We start from the raw sequence: 12,646 nt of genomic DNA, 5'->3' as shown, positions 1-12,646 counted from the left end.
AAGGCCCCTATGCCCCAGTATTCGCTCGATGCGTTGCGCCGGCGCTATGTCGTCGAGAAAAGACCGCTCGAGGCCGACGTCGAGCAGATCTTGCGGGCCGACGCCCGCGCGGGAGCCCGTGCCATCCTGGCTTCAATCGACAAGCGGCGCTCCGAAAACAGGTCCGAAGGGCAGCGCCTCCGTAAGATGTTCCGCTTCGAGACCTCTCTCTGGGAAAGCGGCCAACATGCCGTGGCAGGCGTGGACGAGGCCGGAATGAGCCCTCTCGCAGGGCCAGTCTCTGCTGGCGCCGTGATCCTGAAGCCCGGCACGCGGATAATCGGAATCGACGACTCGAAAAAGCTCGATGCCGCCGCTCGCGAAGAACTCGCGAAGGAAATCAAGGAAAAGGCAGAGAGTTGGTGTGTAGCATTCGTCGAGGTCGAGGAGATCGACGAAATCAACATCTATTGGGCAGGCATCCAGGCGATGCAACGTGCGGTCCGGGGCCTAGGGTTGACGCCGCAGCACTTGCTGATCGATGCGAAGCGGTTGAAGGAAATCGACATCCCTCAGCAGTCGATCATTAAAGGGGACGCCAAGTCCGCCAGCATTGCCGCCGCCTCCATCCTAGCGAAAGTCGAGCGCGACACGGTCATGCGGACACTCGACGTGCGTCACCCCGGCTACGGCTTCGCGGATCACAAGGGCTACCCGGTGCCGGCTCACTATGAGGCGCTCGCCAGGCTTGCTGCATGCGCAGCTCACCGGAGGTCGTTTGGACCTATACGCAAAGCCCTCGGATTGCCGCCCCTGCCGCCGTGGCCTTCGGCATCCGAGCGCGCCGCCAGCTGAACTACAGGTCGTACTCTGCGTCTGGGGGGCAATATTTTCGCGACCACTTCTTTTCGCAAACAACGTCCTTGACGTTTTTGTCGGACCTCAGGCCGAAATAGACCGGCTGGCGCAGCTCGCCCTTGCTGGTCCACTCCGCGAATTTCACTTCCGCGACCAAGGAAGGACGCACCCAGGTCGTAACCCGCTCATTTTTCACCTTGCCAGCGAAGGGCGACTTGGCTGTCTTCAGCCTCACGAGCTTGCGGTGAAGCTCTTCGAGAACCTGGTGGCTGAAGCCGGTGCCGACGTGGCCAATGTACCGCCATGCATCGGCGTCGCGTACCGCCAGCACGAGGGCGCCGAAGAAGGGCCGGGTTCGCCTCGGCGCGGTAAAGCCGGCGATCACTACCTCCTGCCGTTGCGCGGTCTTCACCTTCAGCCAATCGGCGGTCCGGCGTCCGGACGCGTACGGGCTGTCGGCGCGCTTGGCCATGATGCCTTCGAGATGTCTCAGCTCGGCTTGTGCAAAGAACTTTGTGCCGCTGCCTTTGCGGTGGTTGCTGAACGCGATGAGCTTGTGGCGCGGCAGGAGGGCCTTGAGCCGCTTCTTGCGCTCGAGAAGCGGCAGCGCACGCAGGTCCTCGCCGGCTGCGAACATGAGGTCGAACGCGCAGTACAAAAGCTTGGCCTCGTGACGCAGGGCGTTTTGAAGCAACTGGAAATGGGATACGCCGTCCTTCCCGATCGCAACGAGCTCGCCATCGATCACGGCGTCCGCCTTCACTCCCTCGAGTGCTTTCGCGACCTCGACATAGGAGTGGCTGATGATCTTCCCGTTCCGGCTGTAGAGCGCGACCCGACCACGCCGGATTTCCGCGACCATGCGGAAACCATCGAATTTGTCCTCGAAGACCCAATCGGGATCGTCGAACGGCGCATCCGTGAGCGTGGCCAACATGGGCTGCAGGCGATAAGGCAGGGTCGATTTGCGGGCCATGTAGGCTCTTTCTACACGGCCGGCAGAGGCCGAAACGAGGAGGACGGAGGACGAGCCCGCGCGGTATCACCAGCCGCGACCATCCCGCCGGCCCGTACCACACCCAGCACCCCAGATTTGAACGGAGGGCCCGTTTCCGCCGACGAGAGCACCTGTTGCTTAAGGCCGGGGTGGAAGCGGTCGATCAGAACGCAAGGCGTCCGGAGGCCGGTCAGTTCCACGATGGCCGTTGGTCCAAGCTCGATGAGCGTCCCGAGCGGCATCCGCTCAAGGTCCAGACCGGCAGTGGTGATGTTCTCGCCGAGCTCTCCCGGTCGTACCTCGAAGCCCGCGTCCGAGAGGGAGGCGAAGAGCTCGGACGGGATCAGGTGGACCTGCCGGAGATTGGGCAGGCCTGGCCGGCGGCGGGCGAGATAGCGGTGCCGGACGAATGGGCCGGCGTGGGCGTCGCCTTCGACGCCGTGGCCTTCCACCAGGACGATGCGGTCCTGGAGCGGTTTGCTGAAGTTGTGCCCCGGGTCGGCGGCGACCGCCACCACCCTTCCCTGCAGCGAGAGATCGTGGGCCTGCGGCATCAGGCCGCCCGGGCGACCGAGCGCCGCTTCTGGCGGAGGTAGCGCGTGATCTCCGGAAGGGCCATCGCGTTCAGGACCCGGTCGGCAGGGACGCCGCCCTTCCGGGCCATCTCGACGCCCCAGTGCATGTGGTCGAGCTCGGGGATCGAGTGCGCGTCCGGATTGATGCTCATCATGCAGCCGAACTCGAGGGCGGCCTGATGCCAGCGCCAATCCAGGTCGAGCCGCCAAGGGTGGGCGTTGATCTCCAGGACAACGTCATGCCTGGCGCATGCCCGCAACACCTTCTCGATGTCGATTTCGTAGCCCGGCCGCCGCTGCAGCTGCCGCCCGGTCATATGGCCTATGATGGTGGTGTGGGGATCGGAGATCGCACGAAGCAGGCGCTGCGTCTGCGCCTTGGGGTCGAGTTTGAATCGGCCGTGGACGCTCGCGACCACGAAGTCGAAGCGCTGCAGCACGTCGTCCGCATAGTCGAGCGAGCCGTCGGCCAGAATGTCGGACTCGATGCCTTTCAGGATCCGGAAATCCTTGCCGAAGCGCTTGTTCAACCGGTCGGCGTCCCGGTGCTGCTGCCTGATCTCTTCCTCCGAGAGGCCGCCCGCGTAGTGCGCGGACTTGGAGTGGTCGGCGACGCCGAAATACTCGAAGCCGCGCTGGCGCGTGGCCTTGGCCATCGTGTCCAAGCTCTCCGTGCCGTCGGAGGCATCGGTGTGGCAATGAAGGATTCCGCGCAGGTCCTTGTCGGTGACGAGCTTCGGCAACTTGCCCTTCAGGGCGAGCTCGACCTCGCCGCGGCCCTCACGGAGTTCAGGATCGATGAACGGCAGACCGAGGGCACTATAGATCTGGACCTCGTCGCCGGCGATCAGGGTGCGGCCCTTGTGCAGCCCGTCGCTCTCCAGCCGCATTCCTTTCTCCGCGGCCAAAGCCTGGAGCCTCTCGATGTGAGCGGCTGAGCCGGTGCCGAAAAGAAGGGCGGCGCCGAAGTGGTTGCGGTCGGACAAGCGGATTTGCAGTCCGTCGGTCGCCGAAGCATTCGCCGCCTTCTCGATCTTGGCAGCCTCCGCAACGATCGTGAGGTCGCCGACGAGTTCGCAGCCGCGGCGGAAGTCGCCTGCGATCGTCACGCGCTTGAGCTCCGGCCGAGCCTTGCGGAGCGAATCCTTGGCGTGCGCGAGCAGGGCGGCGGCACGGTGCAGATGGAGGCGACCTTCTCCACTTTTGGCGATGGCCAGGTTTTGCAGGATCTTGGTCTGCAGCGCGGCGCCGAGGCCTTTGGCCTTCTTGATACGGTCGTCCTTGGCGGCGGCCTCCAACTCGGCGAGCGAGGTGATGCCGAGATCCTTGTAGAGCCGCAGCACCTTCTCGGGGCGGAGGCCGGGAACGGCGAGCATCTCGAGCACGCCCTCGGGTATCTCCTTCCGGAGCTTCTCAAGGCTCGGATGAGAGCCCGTCTTGTGAAGCTTGGTGATGATGTCGGCGATCGCATCTCCGACGCCGGGAATCTCGGTGAGCCGGTCTTCGGCGATGAGCACGTCCAGAGGGACGGCAAGGGCCGCCAGGCTGTCTGCGGCCCGCGTGTAGGCTTTCGCCCTGTACGGGTTGCCGCCACGCAACGCCGTCCGCTGTGCGTATTCTCGCAGGAGACTGACGATGGTGCGTAAGTCAACGGAAGCCACTCAACGAGCCTCCCGTTCCGCGCCCGGCCTCACCGGAGCAAACGCTCCTTTAGCGGGTGGGCCGTGATCGCGGCGATCGAGAGATGCCTCAAGTTTTTGCGCTGCCCGGAAGTCCTCAAGGTGCTGCGTGTTCGGGCTGTAAGCGGCCTCCTTCTTGAGGAGATTGTAAATTCGCCCCGCAACGAGCTGCAGATGCTTCATTCTGCCGCGCGGCAGCGATCGGGCTTTGCAAAGAGCCCGGACGGCGTAGGCGCGGAAGTAATCGAAGGCGTCAGACATGGTCTGGGTAAACGCCCATTCTCGCTTATAGTTCGGTCGACATCGTCAGCCCCGCAGGACCGTTATGGGCGACATTTGGCGTGCACCTATAATCGTCAGCAGGCTACAGCTCAGCGCGTGGCGAGAACAATCAAGGCAGGGGCGATGAAAGCGCGGCTGCGACCTTCGTTTGCGGCCGGGCCTGTTCGAAACGTTCGGACGTCACGTTTTGGGACTTGGCTGCGGAGTGGGAAGACCTTGGGGAGGCTGAGAAGGTGCGGGATTACTCTGCTGCTGAGGTGCTACGGCGGCGCCGCCCGCATGAGGAACGCACGTACCGATGTTGCTGAGCAGGCGTTTGGCCTGGAGATCGCGGACCTTCGAGTATTCGCGCCGTCGCTCGATATTGGCCGCGGCCCATCTGTCCCAGGCCTCGAAAGCGTCCGTATAGTGCTTTCGCATCTGCTCCTCGGCGGCGAGGCAATCGGCAAACTTGTCGAAGACCAGGTCGGTGTTAACCGGTGTCATCCCTCCCGCCAGCACAACGAGCATCCATTTCATCTTGCTTCGCCTTTCGCGCCGGGCGAATTCTCCGCTAACCCGCAGAATTCCGCTCGCTGTGGTTAGATGGCCCGACGGCTGCGACCGGCCACAAAACCGTAGATGAAAAGCACGATGATGGCGCCTACCACTGCCCCCACTAGCCCCGCGCCTTGTCCTGGCCGGTACCAGCCGAGAGCCTGACCAAGATAGGTCGCAACGAACGCCCCTACTATTCCCAGGATTGTGGTCAGGATGAAGCCCGACGGCTCGTTATCGCCGGGCATGATGAACTTCGCGATGATGCCTGCGATGAAGCCAATGATGATCGTCCAGATAATGCCCATGTCTCTCTCTATCGCTGTGATTATCCCGCCGATGGAGCCGGAAGACGTCCATCAGGCGTGTATTTGTCCACGGCCGTCGGAAGCTCTCGGGACAATCGGTCGAGGATCTCCTGCTGCGACAGGCCGGTCTGCTGCTCCAGCTTTTGAAGGACGTCCGGACCGATAGCCTGCTGGAGTTCGGGCGGGGTGACTTCCCGGTTTGGCCCCTGATTGATCCAGGATTGAGCCGCCTCGCCCTGTCCGTTCTGCTTGAAGTGCTCGAGCAACTCGCCGATCCCGCCGTTCAGGAGCGAACCCACGCCGCCGCCCCCCACAAGGCCACCAAGGTTGCCGAGCATGCCGCTCAGGGAATCCTTGGCACCCGCCGGCTGACCGGAGGTCGCACTGCGAAACATGTCGGCCAACTTGTCACGATTCTGGTAACCGGCGATTGCGAGCATACCCAAGAGGGCGGTCATCGATGGCATTCCGCGGCTCATATTCGGCTCCTCAGTTCGATCATTAGTAACGTGCAAGAAAAGGGCGGCCCGCCTAGGGCGGGCCGCCGGCTAATTCATCGCACTCCGGTGCCGTAAAGTTGGCGCTCTCTGCGGACCTCGTCCGCGCCATAAGGCTGGGCGGAGGGATCGTAGCTCTTCCACCCGGCCTTCTGCCAGGCTGCGCTCCGTTCGCGGAGATTGACGGCGGACTGGTTCAGGATCGCTTCGTAGCGCGCGCGGTCCGCATCAGGTACACGAGCCGAAACCAGGGTGCCGCCGCGCCTAACACCTTCGGCGTAGAGTGGTGCTTCCTCATCGGATACACCAGCCTGCGTCAACGCGCCGACCACCCCCCCCGTAGCGCCGCCAGCTGCGGCACCCAGCGCGGTCGACGCAAGCCATCCGGCCGCCACGACCGGACCCAGGCCAGGTATCGCCAACAAGCCAAGGCCCGCGAGCAAGCCGGCCGCGCCACCGAGGCCTGCGCCGACGCCCGCTCCCGTGGCCGCACCTTCAGCCCGATCATCAACCCCATCTCGATCTCGATCGACCTTCTTGTCGGTGCTGTACCAGTTGTCGGAATTGTTCGCGACGATGCTCAAATCCGAATGCGGCACGCCCGCAGCCTCCAGGCTCGTCACCGCGCGCTGCGCATCGGAGTAGTTATCGTAGAGACGTGAAATCGTGACGGTCATCTTGAATCCCTCAATTTTGTTGGGCGCAGGTTATTTCGCCGCGTTCACGTTGCCTTGGAAATCCAGACTCACATCGGTCGAGGCGCCGCCTTTGCTGGCCTTTCCGCGCCAGACGCCGTTGTCGTCCTTCTTCAGGGATGTGACGTTGGTGTAGCCCGCGTCCTCAATCTTCGCTTTGGCCTGACCCTCGGTGAAGCTGTTGGCCCCTGCGACCGGCTTGTTGGAATTGTTCTGACCGGTACTGTTGACCGCGTTATTGTTGGGCCGATCAGTGGCCGGCGGGTTTTGCGCAAACGACGGACCCGCCAGAAGCGAAGCAGCCGTTAGCAGAAGAAGCAGTCTCTTGTTCATGTCGTCCTCCAGAAGTGGCACGGCACAAACATGCGCTGGACTGAGAAGTTCCAAGTTTTCCCGGTCCGTGGGTTTGGAATGGAGGATGTAGAAAAGGATCTGCAAGAAAACGGGAGCGGGCTCAGGGCGCGTACTTCAAGCTCATTCGACCGGATTTCGGAGTTGGCCAACCCGGGCGACGTACGCCAAAGGGCCGCTGTAGTCATGCGGTGCGACGAAGCCTTCGTGCAGGCGGTCGAGCAAACGAAATGGAAAGGCCAACAAGGGTGAAGCCGAGATGCTGCCGGCGCTCGTTCGGCTTCAGCCCGCAACAGCTTCTTTGAGGGAACCCCGCGATTCCTTGAAGCGTTGCACTGCCATCAGCTTCGCAGACGGAGGAGCAGATGGCAGGGAAGAAGAAGACCGCACGGGGACGCAAACAGGATCGCGCCCGCGTGGCTAAAGGCCAGGACTACGAATTGCGGTACGAAGCAAAGAAGACTGGCCGCTCGGCCTCGGCGGTGAAGAAGGCCGTGAAGAAGGTCGGCAACAGCCGCAAGCGGGTCGAGAAACGTCTCGGCCGCTGAGGGCAGGTTCGCGCGCGTAGCATGGCCGTTGGCGGCCATCAGATCCTGCAGGAGAAGCGGGTGAAGGCGGTCAGCGTCTGCAGGCGCGGCTCCACGTCGCGCAGGTAGATCTCGGTCCGGAGAAACGCGAGCTCGGTGTCCAGCGCCGACTCGCAGACGTCGACGTACCAGGACTTTGGCCGACCGTCCGTGCCGTCGCTCCAGCGATAGCCGCGCCGCTTCAGCGAATCCTTGAGTTCGAACGGCGACTGTTCGGCCCAGATCCGGATGGTCTTCTGTCGTGCGGTCTCGAGCAGGACGGCGAGCGCGGGCGCGCCGGTCGTTGGTAGGTCGAAGTCCAAGATCTTAGCCGGCGCCATTCAGAAGGTAGCCGAGCTTCGCTCCATCGAAGCCGTGCTGCCGCCACTGGACCTCGGTCGCGGAGCATGCCCACGCCTTCCGCTCGAAGACGGGCCAGTAGCGTTCGGAAAACTTCCGATCGAATCCACTGTTATGCGCGATGACCAGGACCACGGAATCATCGACGAAGGCGTTCACGGCGGCCTCGTCGATCCTGTGGCCGGCCACCATTTCGTGGGTGATGCCGGTAAGCGCCGTGATCTCGGCCGGGATCGGCTCGGACGGCTCATTGAAGGCGGAGAACGTGTCCCTGACATCAATGATGCGCCCGTCCGGCGTGTAGCCGAACTTGACCATGCCGAGTTCGATGACTTCATCTTTGCGGTGGTCGAGGCCGGTGGTTTCGGTGTCGAGCAGGATGCCGATCCTCATTTCGTGTCCGGAGACCCCCATCGACCTCGGCCGCGGCACCAGGCGCCGGAGCACCCGGTAGTCGCTCGATCGCCCTAGTACCTCGGCCATCGCGGCCAGATCCGATGCGTCTTGAAACATCTCTTCTCGTGGTGAGCCGATGAGGTAGTCCCGTCAGGCCCCACAATATCGGGACCGCTCGGCGCGAGATATCTGAAAGACAAGCAATTCGCGGGCTTTTCGGGAGAGTCGGTGCAGTTGGGTCCCCTCGCGGGACGCTCGCGCAGGGCTTCAAGCGCGAGCGCTCCAGAGGTCCCCGCTATGAACGGGCGGATCGGCGGAGCAGCTCCAAAGGCTAGACAGGCGTCCGCCTATCGTGCCCACCCCGGATTGCTACGGTCCCACTGGTGCGTGATCGTTTACGATCTGCAGCTATATTTGTATCTGTGGATCTCGAGTACGACCCCAAGCGCGAGGCCGCCGCGGCGATGAAGTTTGCCGCCGAAGCCGATGGGCTAGAACGGCAGAGATGGATCACCGCCGCCCTGGCGTGGTCGGAGCTCACTCGCCTACGCGGGGCTGCCGAGCACAACGTGCCGGAAGGGTGGCCTACGCGGCAGCTCGTTACCGAGGCAAGGCGCAGCGCCTTCCGGGACCCCCTTCCAAGGCGCTAGGAGCGAGTTCAGAGGGCAACGCGATGCCGCACCACCCGCTCACGGCATCAAATCCTCGCCGGTGAGGCCAGGACCACCGGCTGGGTACGTGAGCTTGGCCCTGGGGAAGCGTCTGTCGGCAGATCTCTCGCGCGCTGCGGCGCCAGGCTTCATCGGGTGCGCGGTGCGGCACCATCAAGAACGACACGGGTGTGGGCGTCAGGCCTCACTGGGTCCAGAGAAAGTCGCTGCAGGCGGCGGCGTGCGAGACGCCGGCAGCGGCCGCTCGGTCGGCCCGGATGCCGAGGGCTGACCGCCCCTGCTGTCATACCGTTTGGCGAGATCTAGGAGACGACGCCGGGTGAACGGATCGGCTTTCTCCGCCATACCTCGGACCCTTTGGGCCAGACCTCGGTAGAACTCCTGCTCCATGACACGCCCCTCAACATCACTGCCCAGAGTTGAGTGCCGTGCGGCGGCGGAGTCAAGAAGGCGCGCAACAGTGCGTGAACCCGACCTAATTTTTATCGGCCAGCTTGAGCTCGCGATCTCGGCTGAACTAGAGTGCCATCGCAGGGGAAAAATAGATGGCCATGCTCCATCCGATCCGGAAGGCGTGCCCGACGTGCGGCAAGCCGATGAAAGCTATGTCCGACGAAGCTTCAGAACGGCCGCCGCGGTACGTCTGCACCAATTGCAACGATGACCCGCTACGCGACCCCGCCGCCCGCAAGTGGGCGGACGGCCCGCTGCGCCCTCCGGAGCCGTAGGCGTTCGAGCCGCGCGTGGTCTTGGTGTCGAACATGGAACGGGCTCGGCCGGATACCGTTGATGTGGTGGGCCCGCGCGAATGCATGGCCTGCGTGGCTCCGCCCCCAAGCCCCCCAGCCCCCAAAAGGCGAGGCCACGCTCATTCCTCCTCGTCCTCCCGCAGAATTTTTCGTCATCACTAACTTGCGTGAATCCCAGTCTGGGCGGGTTCATGCAAGATCCCGCTTTCGCTGGGGGAGACCTCCAATGTTCGATTCTGAAACCACCGCGCTTTTGCGCGCGGTCCTCGACGAAGTGTGCGAGAGCGTGTCACGCTATGAGACCTCTGCCCGCACCCACGTCGCCTCCATGATCCTCGAAGCCGCCAGCAAGGGCGAGACATCGGTCGACGGGCTGAAGCAGATCGGCAGGAGTGCACTTCGCGAGGCGCCGATCCTGCGGAACTAACCTGCTCCCTCCGAGCCGCGGTTCGTCATAGGCCGCAAGAAGCGCCCCCGGCGCCACCATACTACGGTGTCAGTCAAAAATCTCCGCTGACTCAGGGCGCTACGACGTCCGCTCTGCCTCTGATATCCGGCGGCATCTCACCAGAGGTCAGACTTAGGTCCCGACCGGCCACCTCGAAGTTCGTCCAAGATGTGAAATTCCTTGGCACCCACAGCCAACTGCGTAGACTGGCCTCGATCATCCAGGAGGGCGACTTGGCGATCGACCGGCAAATCCGACGGTTGACCACGATCCTGGCGGCCGATGCAGTCGGCTACAGTCGGCTTGTGGGCAGTGACGAGGAAGGTACGCTCGATCGCCTCCGGGACCTTCGCAAGGACTTGATCGATCCCGCCATCACTGCCCATCGAGGTCGCATCGTCAAAACTACTGGAGACGGTTTGCTGGCCGAGTTCGCGTCGGTTGTGGATGCGGTTCGTACGGCGATCGATGTGCAGCGGGCCTTGGCCGGGAGCAACGCCGACCTAGCGCCGGATAAGCGCATTGAATTCCGCATCGGCATCAATGTTGGTGACGTGGTCGTGGAGGAAGACGGCGATCTCATGGGAGATGCGGTCAATGTGGCGGCGCGATTGGAGGGGATTGCCGAGCCTGGCGGTATTTGCCTGTCCAGTGCCGCCTATGACCAGGTACGTGGCAAGATCGATATCGCGGCGCAAGATCGCGGCCGCCACAAATTGAAGAATATCGCCGGGCCAGTCCAAGTCTATACGCTATCGCCTACCCGCTCGTTAGCAACGGCGCCGGACAACGCCATCGCACCGCGGCTCTCCATCGTCGTCCTGCCCTTCGTCAACCTCAATGGCGACAGCGCGCAGGACTACTTCGTCGATGGTGTAACGGAAAGTCTGACAACCGACCTATCCCGCATTCCTGGAGCTTTCGTAATAGCTCGCAACACGGCCTTCACCTTCAAAAGCAAGCCAGTGGACGTCCGGGTGATCGGCCGCGAACTTGGGGTTCGATACGTGATGGAAGGGAGCGTGCAGGGTGGCGCCGACCGCGTTCGCGTCAACGCACAGCTCATCGACACAGAAACCGGCGCACACCTTTGGGCCGAACGTTTCGACAAGCCGCGCGCCGACATTTTCGACATGCAAGATGAGATCACCACGCGGCTCGCTCGGACTGTTGGCATCGAGCTAGTTGCTGCCGAAGGCCGCCGGGCCGAGCGCGAACGGCCAAACAACATGGATGCCGTAGATCTAGCCATGCGCGGTTGGGCGATCCTCAACCAACCCTTGTCGCTGCGCCGCGACCGTGCGGCGTGTGACCTGTTTGACGAAGCGCTCAAGTTGGACGCCCAAAACGTAGAGGCGTTGATCGGTGTTGCGTTCTATCATGGCAACGAACTTCGCACCTTCGCCTCGATCAATCGGGACGAGCAACTACGAATCGCGCTTACCGCGATCACTCAGGCACTGACGCTGGCCCCTAGCAACGCTCTTGCCCATTTTGTCCACGCCAACGTCCTGCATGTCTCGGGCGCGACGGAACGAGCGCTCAGCGAGCTTGAGTTCGCGATCGGGCTTGATCACAATCTGGCCTGGGCGCACGCCGACGCAGGCTTCATGAAGGTGCTACTCGGGCGCGCGGAAGAGGCAGAAGCTAGTCTCACAAACGCAATCCGACTCAGCCCGCGCGATCCCGGACTGGATCGCTGGCACGCCCTGCTTGGGATTGCCGATCTGTTCCTCGGCCGGCTCGACTCTGCCCTGGACCGGCTACGTAAATCAGTCGGATTGAATCCTAATGTCGGCATGCCTCATTTCTTCCTGGCGGCGGCCTCAGCGCTCAGCGGCCGCTCGACGGAGGCGCGAGAAGCGCGGAATGCCGGCCTCCGGCTCGACCCGAACTTCACTGTCGCTAGATTTCGCAATGAACGCCGCAGTGAAAACCCGATTTTCCTGGCGCAGCGCGAGCGCATCTACGAGGGCCTACGTTTGTCAGGTGTGCCGGAGGAGTAGGCTGGCTGCGAGACTGTCACTTCTACTAATGAGATGGTCCGGCCGTGCTCCTGCCCCGCCAGCGATAAGCTGGCCAGGGGCGCCAAGGACATGGAGGTCGCCATGTGCCAGACACCCAATACCGCGATCGCCGTGATCGGAATCGATATCGCCAAGAATTGGTTCCACGTCGTCGGCACAATGCACGCGGCGCCATCGTGCTGCGGGCAAAAGTGGTCGCGTGACCAAGTGGAAGTGCGGCCCGCCAACACACCTTTGCCTCATCGGCATGGAAGCCTGCGTCGGTGCACATCACCTGAGCCGCAAACTCGCATCGCTTGGTCATGATGCCAGGTTGATGCCGGCCAAATATGTTCGTCCCTAGCGCGGCGAACCATACCGACGTGTCAACGAAGGCGCTCATGGGCGTCACTCCTGAACCGGATGCTCCCAAATTTTGCCCGTCGGATCGTTCTGCTCAACCCACTTTTCCGCACACGCTTGCGAGGCAACGAGCGTGACCCAATCGACGTCGCCAATGTCTGTGGACTCCGGATCGTGCGAGTGGAGCCAAACCGATCCTCGCGCCCGATCGCCTTCCACTTCGTACTCCCGGTCATGATGCCAGGTTGATGCCCGGCCAAATATGTTCGTCCCTAGCGCGGCGAACCATACCGACGTGTCAACGAAGGCGCTCATGGGCGTCACTCCTG

The 12,646-nt window shown here is 62.9% G+C and carries 16 protein-coding genes and 2 pseudogenes; 5 read left to right on the top strand and 13 right to left on the bottom strand.

All coding sequences use genetic code 11. The annotated features are described in order from the left end of the window. The first annotated feature begins 9 nt into the window (after positions 1-9). Positions 10-834 (top strand): ribonuclease HII, encoded by an 825-nt coding sequence (locus AC0L30_RS31340; protein WP_473405982.1) that lies wholly within the window; start codon positions 10-12, stop codon positions 832-834. A 1-nt stretch (position 835) separates the two neighbouring features. On the opposite strand, the gene ligD is transcribed toward AC0L30_RS31340, so the two are convergent. The 9 genes from ligD to AC0L30_RS31295 form a co-directional block, all read right to left on the bottom strand. Then, positions 836-1,813, bottom strand: coding sequence for a non-homologous end-joining DNA ligase (gene ligD / locus AC0L30_RS31335; RefSeq protein WP_473405981.1), 978 nt, complete (start codon positions 1,811-1,813; stop codon positions 836-838). A gap of 11 nt (positions 1,814-1,824) precedes the next feature. Beyond that, the gene (locus AC0L30_RS31330) at positions 1,825-2,388 is read right to left on the bottom strand and encodes an MOSC domain-containing protein (RefSeq protein ID WP_473278833.1); all 564 of its coding nucleotides are present in this window, start codon (positions 2,386-2,388) and stop codon (positions 1,825-1,827) included. Next, positions 2,388-4,070 carry a helix-hairpin-helix domain-containing protein gene (locus AC0L30_RS31325; RefSeq protein WP_473405980.1) on the bottom strand — a complete coding sequence of 561 codons (1,683 nt, stop codon included), beginning with the start codon at positions 4,068-4,070 and terminating at the stop codon, positions 2,388-2,390. The genes AC0L30_RS31330 and AC0L30_RS31325 overlap by 1 nt, the downstream gene beginning before the upstream one ends. After that, positions 4,071-4,349, bottom strand: coding sequence for a hypothetical protein (locus tag AC0L30_RS31320; RefSeq protein WP_035973532.1), 279 nt, complete (start codon positions 4,347-4,349; stop codon positions 4,071-4,073). It abuts the gene before it with no gap. A gap of 201 nt (positions 4,350-4,550) precedes the next feature. After that, the gene (locus tag AC0L30_RS31315; RefSeq protein WP_085352469.1) at positions 4,551-4,889 is read right to left on the bottom strand and encodes a hypothetical protein; all 339 of its coding nucleotides are present in this window, start codon (positions 4,887-4,889) and stop codon (positions 4,551-4,553) included. Between the two features lie 62 nt (positions 4,890-4,951). Then, a complete protein-coding gene (locus AC0L30_RS31310; protein WP_007604874.1) occupies positions 4,952-5,215 on the bottom strand; it encodes a GlsB/YeaQ/YmgE family stress response membrane protein in 264 nt (87 codons plus the stop codon). 20 nt (positions 5,216-5,235) lie between these two features. Further along, positions 5,236-5,694 carry a YidB family protein gene (locus AC0L30_RS31305; protein ID WP_085352471.1) on the bottom strand — a complete coding sequence of 153 codons (459 nt, stop codon included), beginning with the start codon at positions 5,692-5,694 and terminating at the stop codon, positions 5,236-5,238. A gap of 74 nt (positions 5,695-5,768) precedes the next feature. Next, complete coding sequence (locus tag AC0L30_RS31300) at positions 5,769-6,389, bottom strand: hypothetical protein (RefSeq protein WP_473405979.1); 621 nt, start codon at positions 6,387-6,389, stop codon at positions 5,769-5,771. 30 nt (positions 6,390-6,419) lie between these two features. Further along, positions 6,420-6,740 carry a hypothetical protein gene (locus tag AC0L30_RS31295; RefSeq protein WP_473406013.1) on the bottom strand — a complete coding sequence of 107 codons (321 nt, stop codon included), beginning with the start codon at positions 6,738-6,740 and terminating at the stop codon, positions 6,420-6,422. Between the two features lie 383 nt (positions 6,741-7,123). Here AC0L30_RS31295 and AC0L30_RS31290 point away from each other — a divergent pair, with 383 nt between their 5' ends. Beyond that, positions 7,124-7,306, top strand: a complete 183-nt coding sequence (locus tag AC0L30_RS31290; RefSeq protein ID WP_456654279.1) for a DUF3606 domain-containing protein — start codon at positions 7,124-7,126, stop codon at positions 7,304-7,306. A gap of 38 nt (positions 7,307-7,344) precedes the next feature. On the opposite strand, the pseudogene AC0L30_RS31285 reads toward AC0L30_RS31290, so the two are convergent. The 3 genes and pseudogenes from AC0L30_RS31285 to AC0L30_RS31275 form a co-directional block, all read right to left on the bottom strand. Beyond that, a pseudogene (locus AC0L30_RS31285) lies at positions 7,345-8,197 on the bottom strand (3'-5' exonuclease). A gap of 731 nt (positions 8,198-8,928) precedes the next feature. Continuing rightward, positions 8,929-9,141, bottom strand: a complete 213-nt coding sequence (locus tag AC0L30_RS31280; RefSeq protein ID WP_106948287.1) for a hypothetical protein — start codon at positions 9,139-9,141, stop codon at positions 8,929-8,931. Between the two features lie 127 nt (positions 9,142-9,268). Then, positions 9,269-9,514, bottom strand: a complete 246-nt coding sequence (locus tag AC0L30_RS31275) for a hypothetical protein (RefSeq protein ID WP_007604863.1) — start codon at positions 9,512-9,514, stop codon at positions 9,269-9,271. A 212-nt stretch (positions 9,515-9,726) separates the two neighbouring features. Between AC0L30_RS31275 and AC0L30_RS31270 the strand changes: the two genes are divergently transcribed. The 3 genes and pseudogenes from AC0L30_RS31270 to AC0L30_RS31260 form a co-directional block, all read left to right on the top strand. Beyond that, the gene (locus AC0L30_RS31270) at positions 9,727-9,927 is read left to right on the top strand and encodes a hypothetical protein (protein WP_007604862.1); all 201 of its coding nucleotides are present in this window, start codon (positions 9,727-9,729) and stop codon (positions 9,925-9,927) included. A 254-nt stretch (positions 9,928-10,181) separates the two neighbouring features. Next, on the top strand, positions 10,182-11,954 hold the full coding sequence (locus tag AC0L30_RS31265) for an adenylate/guanylate cyclase domain-containing protein (RefSeq protein ID WP_368507404.1): 1,773 nt from the start codon (positions 10,182-10,184) through the stop codon (positions 11,952-11,954). A 102-nt stretch (positions 11,955-12,056) separates the two neighbouring features. Then, positions 12,057-12,315: pseudogene (locus AC0L30_RS31260) on the top strand (IS110 family transposase); the annotation flags it as partial. A 47-nt stretch (positions 12,316-12,362) separates the two neighbouring features. Here AC0L30_RS31260 and AC0L30_RS31255 read toward each other — a convergent pair. Continuing rightward, positions 12,363-12,646: hypothetical protein (locus tag AC0L30_RS31255; RefSeq protein ID WP_473405978.1), on the bottom strand; the 284-nt coding region annotated here is incomplete at its 5' end.

The organism is Bradyrhizobium sp. MI1.11, from assembly GCF_055811255.1.
This window is presented reverse-complemented; position numbering and strand designations above follow the sequence as displayed.